This is a genomic window from Mycobacterium decipiens (assembly GCF_963853665.1).
Classification (GTDB): Bacteria; Actinomycetota; Actinomycetes; order Mycobacteriales; family Mycobacteriaceae; genus Mycobacterium; species Mycobacterium decipiens.
On the sequence record NZ_OY970459.1, the window covers coordinates 2,196,358 to 2,219,831 of the forward strand.

Here is a 23,474-nt window from a genome sequence, read left to right on the forward strand (position 1 = left end):
GGCGCGGCTCGGCTCGCCGGGTACTGTTCAACGGTGAGTTTGGTCCTTGTCGAACACCCGCGGCCCGAGATCGCGCAGATCACCCTAAATCGGCCGGAGCGGATGAACTCCATGGCTTTCGATGTCATGGTGCCCCTCAAGGCGGCCCTTGAGCAGGTCAGTTGCGACAACTCCGTGCGTGTGGTGGTGCTGACCGGCGCGGGTAGGGGGTTTTCCTCAGGTGCCGATCACAAGTCCGCCGGGGCGGTGCCGCACGTCGAGGACTTGACCCGGCCGACATACGCGCTGCGCTCGATGGAGCTGCTTGACGACGTCATTCTTATGCTGCGGCGGCTGCATCAACCGGTGATCGCCGCGGTCAACGGTCCGGCCATCGGCGGTGGGCTGTGCCTGGCACTGGCCGCGGACATCCGGGTGGCCTCGACTAGCGCCTACTTCCGGGCCGCGGGCATCAACAACGGGCTGACCGCCAGTGAACTGGGGCTCAGCTACCTGCTGCCGCGGGCCATCGGATCGTCACGTGCGTTCGAGATCATGCTGACCGGCCGCGATGTCAGCGCCGAGGAAGCCGAGCGGATCGGGCTGGTGTCACGCCAGGTACCCGACGAACAGCTGCTGGACAGCTGCTATGCGATCGCCGCGCGGATGGCGGCGTTCTCGCGACCCGGAATTGAGTTGACCAAACGTACGTTGTGGAGTGGACTGGACGCCGCCAGTCTGGAGGCGCACATGCAGGCCGAAGGCCTGGGGCAGCTCTTCGTCCGGCTGCTCACCGCCAACTTCGAAGAAGCAGTTGCCGCGCGCGCCGAGAAGCGGGCGCCGGTATTCACCGACGACAAGTAGCGACAACCAAGGGGAGCGATCGTGATCACGGCCACGGACCTTGAGGTCCGCGCTGGTGCGCGCATCCTGCTCTCACCCGACGGCCCGGACCTGCGTGTGCAGCCCGGCGATCGAATCGGGCTGGTCGGGCGCAACGGTGCAGGCAAGACCACCACGCTGCGCATTCTGGCGGGGGAGACGGAACCCTATGCCGGGTCGGTCACCCGCGCTGGCGGAATCGGTTACCTGCCACAGGATCCCAAAGAGGGCGATCTCGACGTGCTGGCCCGCGACCGAGTGCTGTCCGCCCGCGGACTGGACGTGCTGCTCACCGATCTGGAAAAGCAGCAGGCGTTGATGGCCGAGGTCGCCGACGAGGACGAGCGTGATCGCGCCATCCGTCGCTACGGCCAGCTCGAGGAGCGATTCGTCGCACTGGGCGGCTACGGGGCAGAAAGCGAAGCCGGCCGCATCTGCGCCAGTCTCGGCCTGCCCGAACGGGTGCTGACCCAGCCGTTGCGCACCCTGTCCGGAGGTCAGCGCCGTCGGGTGGAACTGGCCCGCATTCTGTTCGCCGCGTCGGAAGGAGGTGCGGGCGCGTCAGGTTCGTTGACCACGCTGCTGCTCGACGAGCCGACCAACCACCTGGACGCGGATTCGCTTGGCTGGCTGCGCGATTTCCTGCGAGCCCATACTGGCGGCCTGGTGGTCATCAGCCACAACGTCGACCTGGTGGCCGATGTTGTCAATCGGGTGTGGTTCCTGGACGCCGTGCGCGGTGAGATGGACGTGTACAACATGGGCTGGCAGCGCTACCTCGACGCCCGCGCCACCGACGAGCAACGGCGCCGCCGCGAACGCACCAACGCCGAACGCAAGGCAGTCGCGCTGCGCACGCAGGCCGCTAAGTTGGGTGCCAAGGCCACCAAAGCCGTTGCGGCGCAAAACATGTTGCGCCGTGCCGATCGGATGATGGCCGCACTCGACGAGGAGCGGGTCGCCGACAAGGTGGCCCGGATCAAGTTCCCCACCCCGGCCGCGTGTGGGCGCACACCGCTGGTGGCCAAGGGACTGAGCAAGACGTACGGATCCTTGGAAGTCTTCGCCGGTGTCGATCTGGCGATCGACCGCGGTTCGCGGGTTGTCATACTGGGACTCAACGGTGCCGGCAAGACCACCCTGTTGCGATTGCTGGCCGGCGTCGAGCAGCCCGATACCGGAGCGCTTGAACCCGGATACGGTTTGCGGATCGGCTATTTCGCGCAGGAGCACGACACGCTCGACAACGACGCGAACGTCTGGGAGAACATCCGGCACGCCGCACCCGATTCCGGCGAGCAGGATCTGCGCGGTTTGTTGGGCGCGTTCATGTTCAGTGGTCCGCAACTCGAGCAACCGGCGGGCACGCTGTCCGGAGGTGAGAAGACCCGGCTCGCGTTGGCCGGATTGGTGGCCTCCACCGCGAACGTGTTGCTGCTCGACGAACCGACCAACAATCTCGATCCGGCCTCGCGTGAGCAGGTGCTCGACGCGTTACGTAGTTATCGGGGCGCGGTGGTCTTGGTGACGCATGATCCCGGGGCGGCCGAGGCGCTAGTCCCCCAACGTGTCGTGTTGTTGCCTGACGGCACCGAGGACTACTGGTCCGACGAGTATCGGGATCTCATCGAGCTGGCCTGATTCCGGTTCGGTTTTGGGGCCACAGCGATTTCGGCCAAAGCGGCCACGTCGCCGGCGATTGCTTTCTACGCTATGTGCTTTGGGATGGTGACGATGCGTGGAGGGCCCCGTGAGAAACCCGCGAAAGTCGAGGAAGACGCGCGAGCAGGTATTGCAGGAGTTGCGTAACGCGTATGAGGGCGGCGCCAGCATCCGCAACCTAGTGGCTTCCACCGGTAGGTCATACGGGACCATTCACAGCATGCTGCGTGAGTCTGGTACCACCATGCGCAGCCGCGGCGGCCCCAACCACACTTCCCGGCATTGTTAGTCGCCGGATAGGCCGCCGACCGGGAATCCACCGACGGCACGCGATCTAGCTGCGCCGGACCGACTTCTCCACCAGGTCGAGGACGGCGGCGAGGCGCTGTGGGTCTTCGCCGGACGCCAGCCGAGCCACCAATCCGTCCAGCACCAGGTCCAGGTAGCATTGCAGCACCTCGCTGGGGACGTCGTCGCGCACGATATGGGCCCGCTTCTGCCGGCGCAACCGATCGGTCGTCGCAGCCGCCAGTTCAGCGGAGCGCTCCGCCCATCCGCGGCTGAACTCGGGGTCATTGCGCAGCTTGCGCGCGATCTCCAACCGGGTGGCCAGCCAGTCGAACTGGTCCGGTGCGGCAAGCATGTCGCGCATCACCTGGATGAGGCCTTCACGGGACGCGACCGCGGCCATCCGCTCGGCGTCCTCACGCGCCAGCGCGAAAAACAACGCGTCCTTGTCCCGGAAGTGGTGGAAGATCGCACCGCGCGACAATCCGATCGCCTTTTCCAGGCGCCGGACCGTGGCTTTGTCGTAGCCGTACTCGGCGAAACAGCGGCGAGCGCCGTCGAGGATCTGCCGACGGCGAGCCGCCAGATGGTCCTCGCTGACCTTGGGCACGGGAAGCTGGGCCGGTCCGAGCTAACCGGATTTCAGCATGTTGCGCAGCACGTACTGCAGGATGCCGCCGTTGCGGTAGTAGTCCGCTTCGCCGGGGGTATCGATGCGCACCACCGCATCGAACTCGACCCTGGAGCCATCCTGCTTGACCGCGGCGACACGCACGGTCTTGGGCGTCTTGCCGTCGTTCAGCGCGTCGATACCGGTGATGTCGAAGACCTCGGTGCCGTTCAGGCCCAGATCCTTGGCGGACTTGCCCTCGGGGAACTGCAGTGGGATCACGCCCATGCCGATGAGGTTGGAGCGGTGGATGCGCTCGAACGACTCGGCGATCACCGCCCGGACTCCCAGTAACAACGTACCTTTGGCCGCCCAGTCCCGTGACGAGCCGGAGCCGTACTCCTTGCCGCCGAGCACCACCAGCGGAATGTTCTGCGCCGCATAGTTTTGCGCCGCGTCGTAGATGAACGCCTGGGGAGCGTCGGGCTGGGTGAAGTCACGCGTATACCCACCGGACACGTCATCAAGCAGCATGTTGCGCAGCCGGATGTTGGCGAACGTGCCGCGAATCATCACTTCGTGATTGCCGCGCCGCGACCCAAAGGAGTTGTAGTCCTTGCGCTGCACGCCATGCGCGTCGAGGTATTGCGCCGCCGGGGTGCCGGGCTTGATGGCGCCGGCGGGGGAGATGTGGTCGGTTGTGACCGAATCGCCAAGCAGCGCCAGCACCCGCGCGCCGGTGATGTCGCCAACCGGCTGCGGGTCGGCGGGCATGCCCTCGAAATACGGTGGCTTGCGCACGTAGGTCGAATTCGGGTCCCACTCAAAGGTGTTGCCGCTCGGGGTCGGCAGGTTGCGCCAGCGGTCATCGCCCTTGAACACGTCGGCGTAGTTCTTGGTGAACATCTCCTGGTTGATCGCCGCGGCAATGGTGTCGGAGACGTCCTGCTGCGACGGCCAGATGTCGCGCAGGTAGACATCCTTGCCTTGTTTGTCTGTGCCCAGCGGCTGCGACTCGAAGTCGAAGTCCATCGTCCCGGCCAGCGCGTAGGCGATCACCAGCGGTGGCGACGCCAGGTAGTTCATCTTCACGTCGGGGTTGATGCGGCCCTCGAAGTTCCGGTTGCCGGACAGCACCGCGGCCACGGAGAGGTCGTTGTCGTTGACCGCCTTTGATATCGCCTCGGGCAGCGGCCCGGAGTTACCGATGCAGGTGGTGCAGCCGTAGCCGACGAGATAGAAGCCGAGCTTCTCCAGATACGGCCACAGGCCCGACCTGTCGTAGTAGTCGTTGACCACTTGTGAGCCCGGCGCCATCGTGGTTTTCACCCACGGCTTGGAAGCCAGGCCCTTCTCGACGGCGTTGCGGGCCAAAAGCGCCGCACCCAGCATCACCTCGGGATTGGAGGTGTTGGTGCACGACGTGATCGCCGCGATCACCACCGCGCCGTGGTCGAGCACGAATTCGCCGAGTTCTTGCGCCTTCACCAGCACGGGGTCGCTGACCCGGCCATCGGCGTTTGCCGCGGCCGAGTGTCCGACGGCGACGTCGTCGTCGGCGAACGTAAGCTGTCCCGGGTCGCTGGCCGGGAACGTCTCCTCGACCACCTCGTCCAACTTCGAGTGTCGGTCGTGTGGGGAACCGTTTCCGACATAGTGGGAAATCTGCTCACGGAATGTGGACTTCGCGTCGGACAACGCGATTCGGTCCTGCGGACGTTTCGGTCCGGCGATCGACGGCACCACGTCGGAGAGGTTGAGTTCGAGGTATTCGGAGAACGCCGGCTCGTGCTTGGGGTCGAGCCACATACCCTGCTCTTTGGCGTAGGCCTCGACGAGCGCCACCTGCTCGGGTTTGCGACCAGTGAACCGCAGGTACTTGATCGTCTCTTCGTCGATCGGGAAAATTGCTGCGGTGGAACCGAATTCGGGGCTCATGTTACCCAGGGTGGCGCGGTTGGCCAACGGTACCTCGGCGACACCCTCGCCATAGAACTCGACGAACTTACCGACGACGCCGTGCTTGCGCAGCATCTCGGTGACGGTCAGCACGACGTCGGTGGCCGTGACGCCCGGCTGGATCTCACCGGTCAACTTGAAGCCGACCACCCGCGGAATGAGCATCGACACGGGCTGACCGAGCATGGCCGCCTCGGCTTCGATGCCGCCCACCCCCCAGCCCAGAACCCCGAGGCCGTTGACCATCGTGGTGTGCGAGTCGGTGCCCACGCAGGTGTCGGGATACGCCTCCACTGTTCCTCGCGCGTTCGGGCGGGTCATCACCACGCTCGCCAGGTATTCGATATTGACCTGGTGCACGATGCCGGTGCCCGGCGGCACCACCTTGAAGTCGTCGAATGCGCCCTGGCCCCAGCGCAGGAATTGGTAGCGCTCGCCGTTGCGCTGGTATTCGATCTCGACGTTGCGCTCGAACGCGTCGGCGCGGCCGAACAGGTCGGCGATCACCGAGTGGTCGATCACCAGGTCGGCCGGCGCCAACGGGTTGACCTTGTCCGGATTGCCGCCCAGATCGCCGATCGCCTCACGCATGGTGGCCAAGTCCACGATGCACGGCACGCCGGTGAAGTCCTGCATTATGACGCGGGCGGGCGTGTACTGGATCTCGATGCTGGGCTCCGCGTGTGGATCCCAGTTGGCGATGGCCTCGATGTGGTCCTTGGTGATGTTGCTGCCGTCCTCGTTGCGCATCAGGTTCTCGGCAAGGACTTTCAGGCTGTAGGGGAGTTTCGCGGTATTTGGGACCGCGTCGAGACGATAGATCTGGTAACTCCGGGCATCACCGTCGCCGACCTTGAGGATGTCGCGGGCTCCGAACGAGTTCACCGAATCTTTGCTACTCACATCAACTCCCAGGGATTTAGTTCTCCCGCCGACGGGCCGTGTCGACGTCGTGGTGCCACTTTAACAGTACGCTTGTCCTGCATTAGATACTCCTACCTGCCAGTCTCGCCGGGTGGGGCGCACGGTGGAACCCCCGAGGTCAGGTCGCCGGGCGTACTCCGCTCGCCGGCCCGCCGAGCGTCACGCTAGGGTGACCGCGGTGGCCGAGCGTCACACCAGCGTGACGGCAATGCCGAAGCCGCCCGGGCTTGTTCCCAGCACTAGTGGAGGGTTTGGACACGATGACCGGGCACGGTTCTTTCGGGCAACTGCCGCTATACATTCCGCAGGACGTCGACATGCCCGCGGTCAAGGCCGAGGTCGCCGCGGTCGGTGTCAGTGCGCCACCGGCGGCCATGCCGGGACTGCTCGAGGTGGTCGGGCACGCCCGCGACGAGGGCATCAATCTCAAGATCGTGCTGCTCGACCACAACCCCCCCAATGACACACCGTTGCGTGATATCGCGACCGTTGTGGGGGCGGACTACTCGAATGCCACGGTCCTAGTGCTCAGTCCGAGCTTTGTCGGCAGTTACAGCAATCAATACCCCCGCGTGACGCTCGAGGCCGGGGAAGACTACTCCAAGACCGGCAACCCGGTGCAGTCGGCGCAGAACTTTTTGCATGAGCTGGACACGCCCGAGTTCCCTTGGAGCGCGTTGACCATTGTGTTGCTGATCGGTGTGCTGGCGGCAGCTGTTGGCACTCGGCTCATGCAATTGCGCGGTAAACGATCAGCAACGCCGGCTGACGCCCCCCAAGCTTCGGATAAGGATCCGAATCAGGGCGTATAGCCAGGCATTTCTATCGCGGCAAGTAACGCAGCGCTGCTGCTGATGGCAAACGCGTCAGGTCACCGTTCGGTCACATTAATTGCACGTACCGGGGGCAGTTTGTGACTTACGTTTCCATAGCGTCAGACGTGACGTACGGTGCAAATGATGCTTGTGATGTCTTTGGCGTTTTCAGTGAAATCTTGCGCTGTTCGGCCGAGTTGAGCCATAGGAGACCTGAGTCGAATGAGACGGATCCGCCGGGGCTCTGCTTCGCGACCGGCTGCAAGGCTTTTCCGGCCGGCCATTCCGTCGGCCTTGAGTGTGGCCCTGCTGGTATGCACACCGGGACTGGCAGCAGCCGATCCGGAAACGGCCACCATCGCCGCGCTGATCGCCGACGTTGCCCGGGCCAACCAGCGCCTGGAAGACCTCGGCGCCGAAGTTCAGACGGAACAGGAAAGCGTCAACAAGGCGATAGTCGACGTGGAGACCGCTCGGGACGGTGCAGCCGTGGCCGAACATGACGTGGGGGTCAGCCAGCAGGCGGTCAAGGACGCCAACACGGCGATCGCCGCGGCTCAACAACGGTTCGACACCTTCGCAGCGGCCACCTATGTGAATGGTCCCTCGGTCAGCTACCTGAACGCGACCAGCCCCGACGAGATCATCGCCACCGTGACCGCCGCTAAGACCCTTACCGCCAGTTCCCAGGCGGTGATGGCCAACCTGCAGCGGGCCCGGACCGAACAGGTGAACAAGGAGTCGGCGGCGCGGCTGGCTAAGCAGAAGGCGGACGAAGCCGCCGCAGACGCGCAGGCCAGCGAGGATGCCGCGGTGGCCGCGCTCGCCGAGACCCGGCGAAAGTTCGACGAACAACGCGAGGAGGTCAAACGCCTCGCCGCCGAGCGCGACGCGGCCGAAGCCAAGCTCAAGGCGGCCCGACTTGTTGCCTGGTCCTCGGCTGGAGGGCAGGGTGCGCCGCCGGGGATGTGGGATCCCGGAGCGGGGCCTGCCGGTGGGCGCCGATGGGATGGCCTGTGGGATCCCACACTGCCCATGATCCCCAGCGCCAACATTCCCGGTGACCCGATCGCGGTGGTGAACCAGGTGTTGGGGATCTCCGCGACGTCGGCGCAGGTCACCGCCAATATGGGGCGCAAGTTCCTAGAGCAGCTGGGCATCCTGCAGCCCACCGACACCGGCATCACCAACGCCCCCGCGGGTTCGGCTTCGGGCCGGATTCCTCGGGTTTACGGGCGGCAGGCCTCCGAGTACGCGATCCGCCGCGGAATGTCTCAGATCGGGGTGCCCTATTCCTGGGGGGGTGGCAATGCCGCGGGCCCAAGCAAGGGGATCGACTCCGGGGCCGGCACGGTCGGTTTCGACTGTTCGGGCCTGGTCTTGTATTCGTTTGCCGGGGTGGGCATCAAGCTTCCGCATTACTCGGGTTCGCAGTACAACCTCGGCCGCAAGATCCCGTCCGCGCAGATGCGCCGCGGCGACGTGATCTTCTACGGCCCGAACGGCAGCCAGCACGTGACCATCTACCTCGGCGACGGCCAAATGCTCGAGGCGCCCGACGTCGGATTGAAGGTGCGGGTTGCGCCCGTGCGCACCAGCGGCATGACCCCTTACGTGGTCAGATATATCGAGTACTAATCGAGGACCCATGCGCCACAAGCGTTTTCGACCGATCAAGCTGGCCTGGATCACCGCGCTGGTGAGCGGGCTGGCGGTCGGTGTGGCGGCGCCGGCCGGTGCCGAGCCAGGGCCATGGGACCCCACACTGCCGGCAATTGTCAGTGCCGGCGCCCCGGGCGATCCGCTCGCCGTAGCCAACGCCTCGCTGCAGGCCACCGCCCAGGCCACCCAGACCACGCTCGATTTGGGCAAGCAATTCCTTGGTGGGCTGGGAATCAACCTCGGTGGCACCGCTCCAGGCGCGCCCAGCGCGGCCGCTACCGGGGCGAGCCGGATTCCGCGGGCCAACGCCCGCCAGGCCGTCGAGCACGTGATCCGCCGGGCCGGGTCGCAGATGGGGGTGCCGTATTCGTGGGGCGGCGGCTCGCTGGAGGGCCCTAGCAAGGGTGTGGACTCCGGCGCCAATACCGTCGGCTTCGACTGCTCGGGCCTGATGCGGTATGCCTTCGCCGGGGTCGGCGTGTTGATCCCGCGGTTTTCCGGCGACCAGTACAACGCCGGCCGCCACGTTCCTCCCGCCCAAGCCAAGCGCGGCGATCTGATCTTTTACGGCCCGGGCGGCGGCCAGCACGTGACCATGTATCTGGGCAACGGTCAGATGTTGGAGGCATCCGGAAGCGCCGGCAAAGTCACGGTGAGTCCGGTGCGCAAGGCCGGAATGACACCGTTCGTGACTAGGATCATCGAGTACTGAGCCAATGTGGGATTTGCCGGCCGGGTAACCGCGGCGTCGACGTAATCCAGCAGGCCTGGAATAGTTGAACGAGGGCACGTCGCTGCCCCCGACGTTGGTCGTGTCGGCAGTCGTGTCCGATTGAGCTGTGGAGGGTTGTTCATGACATCAGCAGGTGGGGCCCCGGGCGCCAGCGGTTACCAGGGTCCGGGTGGGCAATCAGCTCCCGGCGCGCATGAAGCGCCGCCCGGCGGCGCCGATGGGCTGGCCGCCGAAGTACACACCCTGGAAAGGGCCATCTTTGAGGTCAAGCGGATCATCGTCGGCCAGGACCAGCTGGTGGAGCGGATGCTGGTCGGCCTGCTGTCCAAGGGGCACGTGTTGCTCGAGGGTGTTCCCGGCGTGGCCAAGACGCTGGCGGTGGAGACCTTCGCGCGCGTGGTCGGCGGGACGTTCGCACGCATCCAGTTCACCCCCGACCTGGTGCCTACCGACATCATCGGGACGCGCATCTACCGGCAGGGCCGGGAAGAGTTCGATACCGAGCTGGGGCCGGTGGTGGCCAACTTCCTGCTCGCCGACGAGATCAACCGTGCTCCGGCAAAGGTGCAGTCGGCGTTGCTGGAAGTCATGCAGGAACGCCATGTGTCCATCGGCGGCAAGACCTTCCCGATGCCCAACCCGTTCCTCGTGATGGCCACCCAGAACCCGATCGAGCACGAGGGCGTCTATCCGCTGCCGGAGGCGCAGCGGGACCGCTTCCTGTTCAAGATCAACGTCGGCTACCCGTCGCCCGAAGAAGAGCGCGAAATCATCTACCGGATGGGTGTCACCCCGCCCCAGGCCAAGCAGATCCTGAACACGGGAGACCTGCTGCGGCTGCAGGACATCGCGGCCAACAACTTCGTCCATCACGCGCTGGTCGATTATGTCGTCCGAGTCGTCTTCGCCACCCGCAAACCCGAGCAGCTGGGGATGAACGACGTGAAGAGCTGGATCGCGTTCGGCGCATCCCCGCGTGCCTCGCTGGGCATCATCGCCGCCGCCCGCTCGCTGGCACTGGTCCGGGGCCGCGACTACGTCATCCCGCAGGACGTCATCGAGGTCATTCCTGATGTGCTGCGGCACCGGTTGGTGCTCACGTATGACGCGCTCGCCGACGAGATCTCACCCGAGATCGTCATCAACCGAGTGATGCAGACCGTGGCGTTGCCGCAGGTGAATGCCGTTCCGCAGCAAGGCCATTCGGTGCCGCCGGTGATGCAGGCAGCGGCTGCGGCTAGCGGCCGGTGACCGAATCCAAAGCGCCGGCGGTCGTCCATCCGCCGTCGATGCTGCGAGGCGACATCGACGACCCGAAGCTGGCGGCGGCGCTGCGCACTCTCGAGCTGACCGTCAAACAGAAGCTCGACGGTGTCCTGCACGGCGATCACCTCGGCCTGATCCCGGGGCCAGGTTCGGAGCCAGGGGAGTCGCGGCTATACCAGCCCGGTGACGATGTCCGCCGGATGGACTGGGCGGTCACCGCGCGTACCACCCACCCGCATGTCCGGCAGATGATCGCCGACCGGGAACTGGAAACCTGGCTGGTGGTCGACATGTCGGCCAGCCTGGACTTTGGCACCGCGTTCTGCGAGAAGCGTGACCTCGCGGTGGCGGCCGCGGCTGCGATCACCTTCCTGAACAGTGGCGGCGGCAACCGGCTGGGCGCGCTGATCGCCAACGGCGCCACGATGGCTCGTGTGCCGGCTCGCACCGGGCGCCAGCATCAGCACACGATGTTGCGCACCATTGCGACCATGCCCAAGGCTCCCACAGGGGTCCGCGGTGACCTGGCGATAGCCATCGATGCGCTGCGCCGGCCCGAGCGTCGTCGCGGGATGGCGGTCATCATCAGCGATTTCTTGGGCCCGATCAACTGGATGCGTCCACTGCGGGCGATCGCGGCCCGCCATGAGGTGCTGGCCATCGAAGTGCTCGATCCGCGCGATGTCGAATTGCCGGACGTGGGTGATGTGGTGTTGCAGGACACCGAGTCTGGGGTCGTTCGCGAGTTCACCATCGATCCTGCGCTGCGCGACGACTTCGCCCGGGCGGCGGCCGCTCACCGGGCCGACGTGGCTCGGACCATACGCGGTTGTGGGGCGCCGCTGCTAACGCTTCGCACCGACCGCGACTGGCTCGCCGACATCGTCCGTTTCGTCGCCTCTCGCCGGCGTGGGGCAATGGCGGGGCACCAGTGATACATACGATCCCAGTGACACATTCGCTCATGCACTCTGAGACGGGTCCGTTATGACGTTGCCGTTGCTCGGGCCGATGACGTTGTCCGGCTTCGCGCACTCCTGGTTCTTCCTATTCCTTTTCCTGGTTGCCGGGCTGGTTGCGCTATACATCCTGATGCAGCTGGCACGGCAGCGGCGGATGCTGCGGTTCGCCAACATGGAGTTGCTGGAGAGCGTCGCCCCCAAGCGGCCCTCTCGATTCCGACATGTTCCGGCGATCCTGCTGGTGTTGGCGCTATTGCTGTTCACCGTCGCGATGGCCGGGCCGACGCATGACGTCCGGATTCCCCGCAACCGTGCGGTGGTGATGTTGGTGATCGACGTGTCGCAGTCGATGCGTGCTACCGATGTCGAACCCAACCGGATGGTCGCCGCGCAGGAGGCCGCCAAGCAGTTCGCCGATGAGCTGACCCCGGGCATCAATCTCGGATTGATTGCCTATGCGGGCACCGCTACCGTCCTGGTGTCTCCGACGACCAACCGGGAGGCGACCAAGAATGCGCTGGACAAGTTGCAGTTCGCCGACCGCACGGCTACCGGTGAGGCGATCTTCACCGCGCTGCAGGCCATCGCCACCGTGGGCGCGGTGATCGGTGGGGGCGACACTCCGCCGCCGGCGCGCATCGTATTGTTCTCCGACGGTAAGGAGACGATGCCGACCAACCCGGACAACCCCAAAGGCGCCTACACCGCCGCCCGTACCGCCAAGGATCAGGGCGTGCCGATCTCGACGATCTCGTTCGGCACGCCCTACGGCTTCGTCGAGATCAACGACCAGCGCCAGCCGGTACCCGTCGACGACGAAACGATGAAGAAGGTCGCCCAGCTTTCCGGCGGAAACGCCTACAACGCCGCGACGCTGGCCGAGCTGAAGGCGGTCTACGCATCGCTGCAGCAGCAGATCGGCTACGAGACGATCAAGGGTGACGCCAGCGTCGGCTGGCTGCGCTTAGGTGCGCTGGTGCTGGCGCTGGCCGCGCTGGCCGCATTGCTGATCAACCGCCGGCTGCCGAACTAGCCGCTCGGCGCGCCCGTGCTTCGGCCACCCGGCGAACAACATCGTCGTGGTGGTCTTCGGCTACCACCCGGGTCATGATCCACCGGCGACCAAGATGTCCTCCCAGCCCATACCCAAATAGGCCTCCGCCCAACCCCATTCGTTGCGCACCGCGATCTGCGTCTGGGGACGCGGAAACCCCGCACCGACCAACAGCGGGCGTAGCCAGGTTTCCCTCGGCGACTGCGCCCCGCCGTCGACTCGACCGATGACTTCGACCTCATCGGCCTGTATTCGATCTTCCCGGACTTGCACCCCAGCAGCCGGGCGGCGGTTGGTGTCAATAATCGCGGCGGGCAGGTACCCGCCTTGATGCAGCGCAACGCAGCGACTCCCGAGCTCATCGGGGGTTAATGCGCGCGCGGCCAGGGCTACACTGCCCACGAGGGGGCCCAAGAACAGGTCGGACATGGCGGAAGTGTGCCGAGTCACACCGACAACTCACGCGAGCGTAGCGCCGCTGCGACTATCGGCGCGATTTCTCGCGGTGGCGTTACGCCCGCGAGCGCGAGCCGATTTCGGTGTTGTCGCGGTGAGACGATAGGTTGACGGGGTGACTAACACAGCCACCGATACCGCTACAAGCAGCGCCCCCGAAGGGGCTCGACCCGCATTCATATCCCGTTCAGTGCTGGTCACCGGAGGAAACCGGGGGATCGGGCTGGCGGTGGCGCGCCGCCTGGCTGCCGACGGGCACCGCGTGGCGGTGACCCACCGGTCGTCCGGCGCGCCCGAGGGATTGTTCGGTGTCGAGTGCGATGTCACCGACAATGACGCCGTCGACGCAGCCTTCAAGAACGTCGAGGAGCACCAGGGTCCGGTGGAGGTCCTGGTCGCCAACGCCGGCGTCACCTCCGACATGCTCATCATGCGGATGAGCGAAGAACAGTTCCAAAAGGTCATCGACGCCAACCTGACCGGTGTCTTCCGGGTCGCCAAGCGGGCATCGCGCAACATGATCAAGAAGCGGTTCGGGCGATTCATTTTCATGGGGTCCGTCGTCGGGCTGACCGGCTTGCCGGGGCAGGCGAACTACGCCGCGTCCAAGGCTGGGCTGGTCGGGATGGCTCGATCGCTGACCCGCGAGCTGGGGTCGCGGTCGATCACCGCCAACGTGGTGGCCCCCGGTTTCATCGACACCGAGATGACCCGTGCCATGGAACCCAAGTACGTGGAAATGGCGCAGCAGGCGATTCCTTTGGGCCGCATCGGCAACGTCGCCGAGGTCGCCGGTGTCGTTAGCTTTCTGGCGTCCGAGGACGCCGCATACATCTCAGGCGCGGTGATCCCGGTCGACGGCGGCGCCGGCATGGGTCACTGAAAGTAAGGACGGAAATGACAGGACTGCTGGAAGGCAAACGGATCCTGGTCAGCGGGATCATCACCGACTCGTCGATCGCGTTTCACATCGCGCGGGTGGCACAAGAGCAGGGTGCCCAACTGGTGCTGACCGGATATGACCGGATGCGGCTGATTGAGCGCATCACCGACCGATTGCCGGAGAAGGCCCCGCTGCTCGAACTTGACGTGCAGAATGACGAGCACCTGGCCACGTTGGCCGGCCGGGTGACCGAGGTGATCGGTGCGGGCAAAAATCTAGACGGTGTGGTGCATTCGATCGGTTTCATGCCGCAGAGCGGGATGGGGATCAATCCGTTCTTCGATGCGCCCTATGAGGACGTGGCCAAGGGCATCCACATCTCGGCGTACTCGTACGCTGCGATGGCCAAGGCGCTGCTGCCGATAATGAACCCCGGCGGTTGCATCGTCGGCATGGACTTCGACCCGACCCGGGCGATGCCGGCCTACAACTGGATGACGGTTGCCAAGAGTGCGTTGGAGTCGGTCAACCGGTTCGTGGCGCGCGAGGCCGGCAAGGTTGGCGTTCGTTCGAATCTGGTTGCCGCCGGACCGATCCGCACGCTGGCGATGAGCGCGATCGTCGGTGGCGCGCTCGGTGACGAGGCGGGCGCGCAGATCCAGCTGCTTGAGGAGGGCTGGGACCAGCGCGCTCCGGTCGGCTGGAACATGAAGGACCCGACGCCGGTCGCCAAGACCGTGTGCGCGCTGCTGTCCGACTGGCTGCCGGCGACCACGGGCGACATCATCTACGCCGACGGCGGTGCGCATACCCAATTGCTCTAGAACGCATGCAATTTGACGCCGTTCTGCTCTTGTCTTTCGGCGGGCCGGAGGGCCCCGAGCAGGTGCGGCCGTTCCTGGAGAACGTCACCCGGGGCCGGGGTGTGCCGGCGGAACGGCTCGATGCCGTAGCCGAGCACTACCTGCATTTCGGTGGGGTATCACCGATCAACGCGATCAACCGGGCGCTGATCACTGAGTTGCGTGCAGCGTTGGACGTGCCGGTATATTTCGGCAACCGCAATTGGGAACCCTACGTCGAAGATACCGTTATAGCGATGCGCGACAACGGTGTTCATCGCGCGGCGGTATTCACCACTTCGGCGTGGAGCGGCTATTCCAGCTGCACGCAGTATGTCGAAGACATTGCTCGCGCACGTGTGGCAGCCGGCCCGGACGCACCCGAGCTGGTCAAACTCCGGCCCTACTTTGACCATCCGATTTTTGTGGAGATGTTCGCCGAGGCCGTCGCCGAGGCCGCCGACACCGTACCCGCCGAGCTGCTCGGCAACACGCGCCTGGTGTTCACCGCGCATTCGATCCCGGTGGCGGCCGACCAGCATTGGGGTCCGCATCTCTACAGCCGCCAAGTCGCTTATGCCGCACGGCTGGTCGCGGCAGCCGCCGGATACAACGATTATGACCTGACCTGGCAGTCGCGATCGGGCCCGGCGCAGGTTGCATGGCTGGAGCCTGACGTTGCCGACCATCTCGGGAGCCTGACTGGTGCCGGCGTCAAAGCTGTGATCGTGTGTCCGATTGGATTCGTCGCCGACCACATCGAGGTGGTGTGGGATCTCGATCACGAGCTGCGACTACAGGCGGAGGCAGCGGGCATCGTGTACGCGCGGGCCAGCACACCCAATGCCGACCCGCGGTTCGCCCGGCTGGCCGCAGGTTTGATCGACGAACTCCGCTACGGCCGTGAAGCTGCCCGGGTACCGGGCCTTGCTGCGGTGCCCGGCTGTGAGTCCAGCATCAACGGCGAGCCATGTCGTCCGCCGCACTGTGTTGCGCGGGTCAATCCGGCCAGGCCGACTGCAGGATCGCACTGACTGCGGCCATGCGCGCCGAACGCACCACGGCGGTCAGCGGCCGCAGCGCATCGGTGGCAAGCTGAGCTTCCGACGATGATTGCGTTCCGTTCGGCGTCAGCCCGGCGACGATGCGGTCTGCGGTGGAATCGGGCAATCGACTTAGGCCGGCACTGACCGCGATGATCGCATCGACGTGCGCGGCGTTCTCCAGCACCCGCAGTGCCCGCGATGGCGCGTGGTCGGGAATACGGTGTTGCCGTGCGGATTCCAGCAGCTGCTCGACCAGGCGGCGCGGATTGGCAATGTCGGCGGCGGATCCCAGCCCGATGGTGCTCAATGCATCGGCGGCCGAGCGTACCGCCGAGCGCAGCGCGTACTCGGCATCGCCGAGTTCGTAGTGTTCGAGCGTGGGCACGCCGGGAAGGGAATAGACCATCCAAGACAGCGCACACAATTCGGGTGTGGCCGGCTCGTCCTGCGTGGCTTCGTCGACATCGCCATAGGAGGACTCGGGGACGAGTCCAATGGCGCTGCCGGGAGCGTCTGGGTTGGCGACGATCACCGCCTCGCCAGCGGCAAGGGCGTCGTGCTCGAACTGCGTCCCCGCCGCCAGCCCGCGCACATCGCCCGGTACCGGCAACACCACATTGATCGTGCCGCGCAACCGATGCGACGCCGCTGGTGTGGACACCGTCGGTCGGCCCACCGCGGCGCGCAGCGTTTGTAACAGTGACACCGTCCCGGTGTCCTGCACATCCGGCCAGGGCAACCCGGTGTGACCCGCGGCGACGGCATCATACGCAGTGACCGATTGCGTTGGCGCCCAAAGTGATAACGCGTCCAGGACGTCGTCGGGCGCGGCTTTGCCGGCGAGCCAGGCGTTGGCCCACATCGACAGCGAAACACTGGGACACCACATGATCTCGCAGTGTAGTTGTTTGACCCGGTCGAGGCGGATCACGCGTATCCTGAGCCCATGCCCGTCGCTTTGATCTGGCTAATCGCGGCGCTGGTGCTCGTCGGCGCCGAGGCACTGACCGGGGATATGTTCTTGTTGATGCTGGGCGGCGGTGCGCTCGCCGCCTCCGCAACCAGCTGGCTGCTGGATTGGCCGGTGTGGGCCGACGGGGCGGTGTTCCTTGTCGTCTCGGTTCTGCTGCTGGTGCTGGTCCGGCCGGCGCTGCGGCGGCGGCTGACCCAGGCCAAGGGAGCGCAGTTGGGCATCAAGGCGCTGGAGGGCAAGAAGGCACTGGTGCTCGGCCGGGTCGCCCGAGACGAAGGCCAGGTGAAGCTTGACGGCCAGGTATGGACGGCGCGTCCGCTGAACGAGACCGACGTCTACCAACCCGGCGAGTCGGTGACCGTCGTGCACATCGACGGTGCCACGGCGGTGGTTTTTAAGAGCGGTTAGTCCATCTGCAGAACGACTGCGAGAAAGGAATCCCGGTGCAAGGAGCGGTTGCTGGTCTGGTTTTTCTGGCTGTACTGGTGATATTCGCCATCGTTGTGGTGGCCAAGTCCGTTGCGTTGATCCCACAGGCCGAGGCGGCGGTGATCGAACGGCTGGGTCGGTACAGCCGCACCGTTAGTGGGCAGTTGACGTTGTTGGTACCCTTCATCGACCGCATCCGGGCGCGTGTGGACCTGCGCGAACGGGTGGTGTCGTTCCCGCCACAGCCGGTGATCACCGAGGACAACCTGACCCTCAATATCGACACCGTGGTCTACTTCCAGGTCACCGTTCCGCAGGCGGCGGTCTATGAAATCAGCAACTACATCGTCGGGGTCGAGCAGCTCGCCACGACCACGCTGCGCAACGTGGTCGGCGGCATGACGCTGGAGCAGACGCTGACCTCCCGCGACCAGATCAACGCCCAGTTGCGTGGGGTGCTCGACGAAGCGACCGGTCGCTGGGGCCTGCGGGTGGCGCGAGTGGAGCTGAAGGCGATCGACCCGCCGCCGTCCATTCAGGCGTCAATGGAAAAGCAGATGAAGGCCGACCGGGAGAAACGGGCGATGATTTTGACCGCCGAAGGAACCCGGGAGGCGGCAATCAAACAGGCCGAAGGCCAGAAGCAGTCGCAGATCCTGGCGGCCGAGGGCGCCAAGCAGGCCGCGATCCTGGCCGCCGAGGCCGATCGGCAGTCTCGGATGTTGCGCGCGCAGGGTGAGCGTGCAGCGGCCTACCTGCAGGCGCAGGGGCAAGCCAAGGCCATCGAGAAAACGTTCGCCGCTATCAAGGCCGGCCGGCCCACCCCGGAATTGCTGGCCTACCAGTATCTGCAGACGCTGCCGGAGATGGCGCGCGGTGAGGCCAACAAGGTGTGGGTAGTGCCCAGCGACTTCAACGCGGCGTTGCAGGGGTTCACCCGACTTCTGGGCAAGCCGGGCGAGGACGGAGTGTTCCGGTTCGAGCCGTCTCCTGCGGAAGATCTGCCCAAGCCTGCGATCGCCGCTGACGACGAGGAAGTTGCGGATTGGTTCTCCACCGAAACCGACCCCGCGATCGCTCAGGCGGTGGCCAAGGCCGAGGCGATAGCCCGCAAGCCCGTGGAGAGTCCGCTTGGGACACCTCCCGGGTTGACTCAATAGGGTTGCCCGATGCGTCTCACTTCGCCGAAAGCCTACGCGGTACTGGCGGCTTTTCAGGCCGGCGATGCGGTGGCGTGCGCCATCCCGCTGCCGCCTATCGCCAATGTGTTGGACGACCTGGAAGTTCCGGTCGGCATTCGCCCGGTGCTGCCGATGGTCAAGGCCGCCTCCGCGATCGGTCTGCTGTTGGGCACCCGGTTCCCGGCCTTGGCGAGGCTGACGACGGCGATGCTGACGCTGTACTTCGTGCTGGCCGTGGGCGCGCACATCCGGGTACGAGATCGGGTTGTCAATGCGATTCCGGCGGCGTCACTACTGGCGTTGTTCGCGGTAATGACGGTGAAGGGGCCGGAGCACAGCTAAGCCTCGAGGCGCAATTCGACCATCGGTAGCGGCGTGTCGGTATCGGTGATCGCGGTGCCGAGAGTCTCCTCGAGTACCGGCTTGAGCTGTTCGTACGCGCGAGGGTGCCGGCCGCGGTACTCGGCCAGCGTGCGGTCGGCCTCCCCTTGGTCGAGGATGCGAGCGGTTGCGGGTGCGGGCGGGCGGCTGCCGGCGTAGACACGTACCCGCGGGTTGGCCGCAATGTTGCGGAACCACTGAGCTTTTGCGCCAAAGCCGGATGCGACGACGTAGCTGTCGGGCTCGGCGTGAGCGACGACTTCCAGCACGGCATGCCGCCGCGCGCCGGTTTTGCGACCGATGTGTTCAAGCATCAGGATGCGTGAGCCGAACAGCGCGCCGGCGCGGGCCTGGTAGATCCAGACCGGCGCGCGCATCAGACGGCGGGAGCGCAGCACCCGGGCACCGGCCCTGGCAAAAAGGGATGTGGAGTGTGCTTGTGACCTCTTGGACATCTTTGCCTCCCCGTCCTTTGTATCAGGCGCTGAGAAGGCCCGCCGCGGATGTCTGCGCGGCGGGCCCCAGCCGAGTTCGCAACGGCCTTAGGCGTGGGGTCCAGCCGGTGCGGGTGCGGGTGATGCCGGGCCCCCCGGTGCTTGCCCTGGGGCAGCCGGTGGCGGAGGCCCGGGTGGTAGTCCGGGCGCAGGCGCGCCAGGCGGTGGGCCAAACCGGAAGGCGTTGCCTCCCGGCGGCGGAGGCAGCTGGGGTGGTCTACCAGCCATGGGCCCCGGCGGGGTGCCCGGTCGCGGCGGAGGCACCTGCATCCAACCCGCCGGCCCGGACGACCATGCCGGCGATCCCGGCGGCGGAGGCGGCGCGGCAGGACCAAAGCCGAATGCCCAGATCAGTACGGAGGCCCCCGCGCTGGCAACCGCGCCGACGACCAAGCCCGCCAGCCCGACACCGACCACCACCCCCGTTGAGTAGCGGCGGTGCGCAGGTCCCGGCGGTGCAACGGCCGGTGCGGGAGCGGGAGTGGGCACGGAGCCCTGGTTTGCGGTGTGGGTCCCGATGTTGGGGTTGGTGGCGCTGTCTTCGGTGGTCATGCGGATCTCCACTTCGTTGGTTGTAGGTAGTCGGGACGGTAGTGACCGAACTTGAAGTGGATCTGAAGAAATTCGGGTGCTTCAGGCTGATCTCAGAACGGCGCATTAACAATGGGGTCATGACCGATCCTTCGCGGGCGGACCGCACCGGCAGCCGTTCGGTCGCTGGCCGGGCCGATCAATTCAGCGTCGGGGTACCGCGGGTGCTGGTGGTCGAGGATTCCGAGACCATCCGGGAAATGGTCAGTGAGGCGTTGACCGACGTCGGGTACCACACTGACACCCGTTGCGACGGAACCGGATTGGAAGACGTTCTGGACGGACTGCGGCCGGACCTGGTGGTGCTCGACGTGATGCTGCCGGGCCGTGACGGGTTCGCACTCATTGACGTCATTCGCGAATGGGGCGATATCGGGATCGTGTTGATCACCGCCCGTGATGGCCTGCCGGACCGATTGCGCGGCCTGGACGGCGGGGCCGACGACTATGTGGTGAAGCCATTCGAACTCGCCGAACTCGTGTCACGGGTCGGTGCGGTGTTGCGGCGGCGGGGGCGGCTGCCCCAGGTGGTTCAGGTGGGCGACCTGATGTTGGACCTCGATGCCGGTGTGGCCGCACGCGACGGACACCGGCTGGACCTGACCGCCACCGAGCTGCGGCTGCTGGGCTTCCTGGTGGAGCAACGCGGCCGGATCGTCAGCGCCGGCCAGATTCTCAATGCGGTGTGGGGTTATGACGCCTACGACCCCAACCTGGTGCAGGTGCATGTCAGCGGATTGCGGCGCAAACTCGAGGCCCACGGGCCACGAATTCTGCACACGGTCCGCGGTATCGGGTATCGACTGCAACCGCTGCGGTCATGACGGCAGTGCCGACGGGGCCGCCGGGCACGGCCGATCCCAGGACGCCAACGCCGTCGCTGCAGCGCCGGGTGACCCTGCTGGTGGTGGTGCTGTTGGCGGGGCTGCTGGTGGTGCTGGGAGTCACCATCGACGTGAGCCTGGGTCTGCTAGCCCACCGAAATTTGCACGACCGCCTGCTCGCTGCCACCGCACGAGCGGACGCGCTGGCGGCCGCGCACACTTCGCCCGATCTGCTCGCCGCCGAACTCAACGGTGGCGGCGTGCGGGCCCTGCTGGTCAGCGCCGACGGTGGGCGCTACGGTGATCGCGGGATCAACCCGGACACCGCCTCGGGCCCCACCGTCCCCCCGCCGCCCGGTCCCCCTCCGCCGGGCCCTCATCCAGGACCGCCACCGCCACCTCCTGGCCCGCCGCCTCCGCCGCCGGACGCCACCGCGACAGTCGTGGTACACCCCTTGCCGGAGGGGGCTCGGCTGATCCTGGTTGCCGACACCACGCAGACCACACAAGTGACCCGCCAGTTGCGTCAGCTGATGATCGGTGCGGGCCTGGTGACCCTGGTGGTGGCGGCGCTGCTGCTGGTCGTGGTCAGCCGGGCGGCACTGCGGCCGTTGGATCGGCTTACCACGCTGGCCAAACACATCGCCACCGGTGACCGCGGCCGGCGGTTGCGCCCCGATCGCACCGACACCGAACTCGGGCGCGCGGCGAGCGCATTCGACGGGATGCTCGACGCGTTGGAAGCCTCCGAGCTGCGGGCCCAGCGGGCCGCCGCGTCCGCCCAGCGCGCCGAAAGCGCGACCAGGCAATTCCTCGTCGACGCCGCGCATGAGCTGCGCACGCCGATCGCCGGTATTCAGGTCGCTGCCGAACAACTCGCCGCCAGCGCCGGCCAGCACGAATCCGACCCCGCCGCACGCGGTCAATACCGCCGCGCCAGCCTGCTGCAGTCCGATGCCCGCCGGGCCGGGCGGCTGGTGGCCGACATGCTGGATCTGAGCCGTATCGACGCCGGGCTGCCGCTGGATCTGCAAGAGACCGACTTGGCCGCGATCGTCGTCGCCGAAGCCGACCGGACCGCCATGCTGGCGCCGCAGATCGTGGTTACCCGGACCGGTCTCACCGGGTTGACGGTGGCGGCGGATCCCACCCGGGTGGCGCAGATCCTGTCCAACCTGCTCGACAACGCCCGCAGGTACACCCCGGCCGGCGGTTCGATCACCATCGATCTGAGCACCGATCGCGGGACGGCGGAGTTAACCGTCACCGACACCGGGCCCGGCGTACCCGCCGACGCGCGTGACCGGGTCTTCGAGCGGTTGGTGCGGCTGGATGCCGGACGCGCCCGCGATCATGGTGGCGCCGGCTTGGGCCTGCCTATCGCGCGGGCGCTGGCCCGAGCTCATGGTGGCGAACTGATATGTCTGCCGCACAAAGGCGGCGCGCAATTCCGGCTGAGTCTGCCTTTGGTCGGCCGCCGCAAGTGACCCAAGTGAAATCGCCATACGCTCGGCTTGGATGATGTCGGAGCACTCAAACGGCAGCAATGCCGGTGCAAAGAGATCAGCGCCAGCAATCTGTTGTGCGGCCCACTGACCGTCGCCGCCGGAATCGAGCAAGACGGCCATTACCGCGGATGCGTCGCAGACAATGCGCCCCGACGGCTTGGGCGGTCGGCTTGTCCGTGATTGCCACCACAACTGGATATTGGCGTCAGTGCAGGTGTAATGCAGTTATGTTCGCGCGCCGACCGATTGCGCGAAACGAGCGCCCGATCGTCAGTGGGTAATGACCGGCTCTTGGACTGGCTCGTCGAGGTGCAACGCCTTGCGGTGGTGTCGTCGATACTGGCGGATCTCGAAGATGAGCCCAGACAGACCCAAGGCGCCCGTGCACACCGACACCAGGATCAGCAGCGGGTTGGGATGACCGGCGAGCGCGTCGCCGAGGATCACCACGGCGGCTGTGCCGGGGAGCAGACCGCCCAGCGTAGCCAGCGAGTAGGGCAGCACACGCACGGCTGACGCGCCCGCGGCGTAGTTGAGCGCCGAGAACGGCACGGCGGGAATCAACCGCAGCGACAGGATGGCCAGCCAGCCGCGCTCGCGCAGACGCTCATCCAGCCGCTCGATCCCGCGGTAGCCAACGAGGCGGCTGAGCCGCCACCCGGCCGCGCGCACCAGCAGCATCGCGATTACCGCGCTCGTCGTACTGCCGACCGCCGCGATCGACACGCCGAAAACCGGGCCGAACAGGAGCCCGGCGGCCAGGGTGAAGGCCGTGCGGGGGAGCGGCGCCACCGTCACGACGATGTGTGCCAGCAGGAACGCCAATGGAAACCAGGGGCCCAACGATGTCGCCCAGTCGCGCAACTGCATCGCCGTGGGCAGCGGAACCAGCAGCGCCACCGCGACCAGCATTGTGATTCCGACCACTGTCCCGACCACCCGTGGCAGGGACAACTGACGCGCCGTCGCCACGAGCGCAGCGATGATTCCCCGCAGCGTGGCGCCGGTTTTGCAGATGGCGGCAGCCGTCACGTTTGCCAAGGTTACGGGGCCAAGATGAATATCTCGTT

At 66.2% G+C, this 23,474-nt stretch carries 21 protein-coding genes and 2 pseudogenes; 17 read left to right on the forward strand and 6 right to left on the reverse strand.

The window, feature by feature from the left end; all coding sequences use genetic code 11:
* Positions 1-12 precede the first annotated feature (12 nt).
* From AADZ55_RS09990 to AADZ55_RS10000, 3 genes and pseudogenes are all read left to right on the forward strand, one after another.
* Positions 13-843, forward strand: a pseudogene (locus tag AADZ55_RS09990) (enoyl-CoA hydratase); the annotation flags it as partial.
* 21 nt (positions 844-864) lie between these two features.
* Complete coding sequence (locus tag AADZ55_RS09995; protein ID WP_085325129.1) at positions 865-2,502, forward strand: macrolide ABC transporter ATP-binding protein; 1,638 nt, start codon at positions 865-867, stop codon at positions 2,500-2,502.
* Positions 2,503-2,611: 109 nt separating this feature from the next.
* Positions 2,612-2,812, forward strand: coding sequence for a helix-turn-helix domain-containing protein (locus AADZ55_RS10000; protein WP_085325214.1), 201 nt, complete (start codon positions 2,612-2,614; stop codon positions 2,810-2,812).
* Between the two features lie 45 nt (positions 2,813-2,857).
* Here the strand turns inward: AADZ55_RS10000 and AADZ55_RS10005 are convergent, their stop codons facing one another.
* Both AADZ55_RS10005 and AADZ55_RS10010 read right to left on the reverse strand, forming a co-directional pair.
* On the reverse strand, positions 2,858-3,421 hold the full coding sequence (locus AADZ55_RS10005) for a TetR/AcrR family transcriptional regulator (RefSeq protein WP_085325128.1): 564 nt from the start codon (positions 3,419-3,421) through the stop codon (positions 2,858-2,860).
* A gap of 21 nt (positions 3,422-3,442) precedes the next feature.
* On the reverse strand, positions 3,443-6,283 hold the full coding sequence (locus AADZ55_RS10010) for an aconitate hydratase (protein WP_085325127.1): 2,841 nt from the start codon (positions 6,281-6,283) through the stop codon (positions 3,443-3,445).
* 281 nt (positions 6,284-6,564) lie between these two features.
* On the opposite strand from AADZ55_RS10010, the gene AADZ55_RS10015 reads away from it, so the two are divergent.
* From AADZ55_RS10015 to AADZ55_RS10040, 6 genes are all read left to right on the forward strand, one after another.
* Positions 6,565-7,116, forward strand: coding sequence for a DUF6676 family protein (locus AADZ55_RS10015; RefSeq protein WP_085325126.1), 552 nt, complete (start codon positions 6,565-6,567; stop codon positions 7,114-7,116).
* A 225-nt stretch (positions 7,117-7,341) separates the two neighbouring features.
* Positions 7,342-8,757 (forward strand): NlpC/P60 family peptidoglycan endopeptidase RipA, encoded by a 1,416-nt coding sequence (gene ripA / locus AADZ55_RS10020; RefSeq protein WP_085325125.1) that lies wholly within the window; start codon positions 7,342-7,344, stop codon positions 8,755-8,757.
* 10 nt (positions 8,758-8,767) lie between these two features.
* Complete coding sequence (gene ripB, locus AADZ55_RS10025) at positions 8,768-9,493, forward strand: NlpC/P60 family peptidoglycan endopeptidase RipB (protein WP_085325124.1); 726 nt, start codon at positions 8,768-8,770, stop codon at positions 9,491-9,493.
* Positions 9,494-9,634: 141 nt separating this feature from the next.
* On the forward strand, positions 9,635-10,765 hold the full coding sequence (locus tag AADZ55_RS10030; protein WP_085325123.1) for an AAA family ATPase: 1,131 nt from the start codon (positions 9,635-9,637) through the stop codon (positions 10,763-10,765).
* Positions 10,762-11,715: a DUF58 domain-containing protein gene (locus AADZ55_RS10035; protein ID WP_085325122.1), complete on the forward strand. Its 954-nt coding sequence runs from the start codon at positions 10,762-10,764 to the stop codon at positions 11,713-11,715. Before AADZ55_RS10030 ends, AADZ55_RS10035 begins: the two co-directional genes overlap by 4 nt.
* Positions 11,716-11,767: 52 nt before the next feature.
* Positions 11,768-12,775: a VWA domain-containing protein gene (locus tag AADZ55_RS10040; RefSeq protein WP_085325121.1), complete on the forward strand. Its 1,008-nt coding sequence runs from the start codon at positions 11,768-11,770 to the stop codon at positions 12,773-12,775.
* On the opposite strand, the pseudogene AADZ55_RS23565 reads toward AADZ55_RS10040, so the two are convergent.
* Positions 12,753-13,225, reverse strand: a pseudogene (locus tag AADZ55_RS23565) (hypothetical protein). The gene AADZ55_RS10040 and the pseudogene AADZ55_RS23565 overlap by 23 nt on opposite strands.
* A gap of 142 nt (positions 13,226-13,367) precedes the next feature.
* On the opposite strand from AADZ55_RS23565, the gene fabG1 reads away from it, so the two are divergent.
* Genes fabG1 through AADZ55_RS10060 form a run of 3 tightly spaced genes read left to right on the forward strand, consistent with a single transcriptional unit; the run spans position 13,368 to position 16,011 of the window.
* Positions 13,368-14,135, forward strand: a complete 768-nt coding sequence (gene fabG1 / locus AADZ55_RS10050) for a 3-oxoacyl-ACP reductase FabG1 (protein WP_085325120.1) — start codon at positions 13,368-13,370, stop codon at positions 14,133-14,135.
* Positions 14,136-14,149: 14 nt separating this feature from the next.
* Positions 14,150-14,959 (forward strand): NADH-dependent enoyl-ACP reductase InhA, encoded by an 810-nt coding sequence (inhA, locus tag AADZ55_RS10055; protein ID WP_085325119.1) that lies wholly within the window; start codon positions 14,150-14,152, stop codon positions 14,957-14,959.
* Between the two features lie 5 nt (positions 14,960-14,964).
* Positions 14,965-16,011 (forward strand): ferrochelatase, encoded by a 1,047-nt coding sequence (locus AADZ55_RS10060; protein ID WP_085325118.1) that lies wholly within the window; start codon positions 14,965-14,967, stop codon positions 16,009-16,011.
* Here AADZ55_RS10060 and AADZ55_RS10065 read toward each other — a convergent pair.
* Positions 15,977-16,912 carry a hypothetical protein gene (locus tag AADZ55_RS10065; protein ID WP_085325213.1) on the reverse strand — a complete coding sequence of 312 codons (936 nt, stop codon included), beginning with the start codon at positions 16,910-16,912 and terminating at the stop codon, positions 15,977-15,979. The genes AADZ55_RS10060 and AADZ55_RS10065 overlap by 35 nt on opposite strands.
* A 57-nt stretch (positions 16,913-16,969) precedes the next feature.
* Between AADZ55_RS10065 and AADZ55_RS10070 the strand changes: the two genes are divergently transcribed.
* Genes AADZ55_RS10070 through AADZ55_RS10080 form a run of 3 tightly spaced genes read left to right on the forward strand, consistent with a single transcriptional unit; the run spans position 16,970 to position 18,948 of the window.
* Entirely contained in the window at positions 16,970-17,404 is a 435-nt protein-coding gene (locus AADZ55_RS10070) for an NfeD family protein (RefSeq protein WP_085325117.1), read from the forward strand.
* Positions 17,405-17,439: 35 nt separating this feature from the next.
* Entirely contained in the window at positions 17,440-18,585 is a 1,146-nt protein-coding gene (locus AADZ55_RS10075; protein WP_085325116.1) for an SPFH domain-containing protein, read from the forward strand.
* 9 nt (positions 18,586-18,594) lie between these two features.
* A complete protein-coding gene (locus AADZ55_RS10080; protein ID WP_085325115.1) occupies positions 18,595-18,948 on the forward strand; it encodes a DoxX family protein in 354 nt (117 codons plus the stop codon).
* Here the strand turns inward: AADZ55_RS10080 and AADZ55_RS10085 are convergent.
* Complete coding sequence (locus AADZ55_RS10085) at positions 18,945-19,442, reverse strand: nitroreductase family deazaflavin-dependent oxidoreductase (RefSeq protein ID WP_423202373.1); 498 nt, start codon at positions 19,440-19,442, stop codon at positions 18,945-18,947. The genes AADZ55_RS10080 and AADZ55_RS10085 overlap by 4 nt on opposite strands.
* A 710-nt stretch (positions 19,443-20,152) precedes the next feature.
* On the opposite strand from AADZ55_RS10085, the gene AADZ55_RS10090 reads away from it, so the two are divergent.
* Together AADZ55_RS10090 and AADZ55_RS10095 are read left to right on the forward strand one after the other, a co-directional pair.
* The gene (locus AADZ55_RS10090; RefSeq protein WP_085325211.1) at positions 20,153-20,896 is read left to right on the forward strand and encodes a response regulator transcription factor; all 744 of its coding nucleotides are present in this window, start codon (positions 20,153-20,155) and stop codon (positions 20,894-20,896) included.
* Positions 20,893-22,383, forward strand: a complete 1,491-nt coding sequence (locus tag AADZ55_RS10095; protein WP_341286289.1) for a HAMP domain-containing sensor histidine kinase — start codon at positions 20,893-20,895, stop codon at positions 22,381-22,383. The genes AADZ55_RS10090 and AADZ55_RS10095 overlap by 4 nt, the downstream gene beginning before the upstream one ends.
* Before the next feature lie 291 nt (positions 22,384-22,674).
* Here AADZ55_RS10095 and AADZ55_RS10100 read toward each other — a convergent pair whose 3' ends face one another.
* Positions 22,675-23,436 carry a TVP38/TMEM64 family protein gene (locus AADZ55_RS10100; protein WP_119185041.1) on the reverse strand — a complete coding sequence of 254 codons (762 nt, stop codon included), beginning with the start codon at positions 23,434-23,436 and terminating at the stop codon, positions 22,675-22,677.
* Between the last annotated feature and the right edge of the window lie 38 nt (positions 23,437-23,474).

Coding starts and splice junctions, on each gene's coding strand:
- AADZ55_RS10015 (WP_085325126.1), top strand. CDS start 6,565: ATGACCGGGCACGGTTCTTTCGGGCAACTGCCGCTATACATTCCGCAG.
- ripA (WP_085325125.1), top strand. CDS start 7,342: ATGAGACGGATCCGCCGGGGCTCTGCTTCGCGACCGGCTGCAAGGCTT.
- ripB (WP_085325124.1), top strand. CDS start 8,768: ATGCGCCACAAGCGTTTTCGACCGATCAAGCTGGCCTGGATCACCGCG.
- AADZ55_RS10030 (WP_085325123.1), top strand. CDS start 9,635: ATGACATCAGCAGGTGGGGCCCCGGGCGCCAGCGGTTACCAGGGTCCG.
- AADZ55_RS10040 (WP_085325121.1), top strand. CDS start 11,768: ATGACGTTGCCGTTGCTCGGGCCGATGACGTTGTCCGGCTTCGCGCAC.
- inhA (WP_085325119.1), top strand. CDS start 14,150: ATGACAGGACTGCTGGAAGGCAAACGGATCCTGGTCAGCGGGATCATC.
- AADZ55_RS10060 (WP_085325118.1), top strand. CDS start 14,965: ATGCAATTTGACGCCGTTCTGCTCTTGTCTTTCGGCGGGCCGGAGGGC.
- AADZ55_RS10065 (WP_085325213.1), bottom strand. CDS start 16,912: ATGTGGTGTCCCAGTGTTTCGCTGTCGATGTGGGCCAACGCCTGGCTC.
- AADZ55_RS10070 (WP_085325117.1), top strand. CDS start 16,970: ATGCCCGTCGCTTTGATCTGGCTAATCGCGGCGCTGGTGCTCGTCGGC.
- AADZ55_RS10080 (WP_085325115.1), top strand. CDS start 18,595: ATGCGTCTCACTTCGCCGAAAGCCTACGCGGTACTGGCGGCTTTTCAG.
- AADZ55_RS10085 (WP_423202373.1), bottom strand. CDS start 19,442: ATGTCCAAGAGGTCACAAGCACACTCCACATCCCTTTTTGCCAGGGCC.
- AADZ55_RS10090 (WP_085325211.1), top strand. CDS start 20,153: ATGACCGATCCTTCGCGGGCGGACCGCACCGGCAGCCGTTCGGTCGCT.
- AADZ55_RS10095 (WP_341286289.1), top strand. CDS start 20,893: ATGACGGCAGTGCCGACGGGGCCGCCGGGCACGGCCGATCCCAGGACG.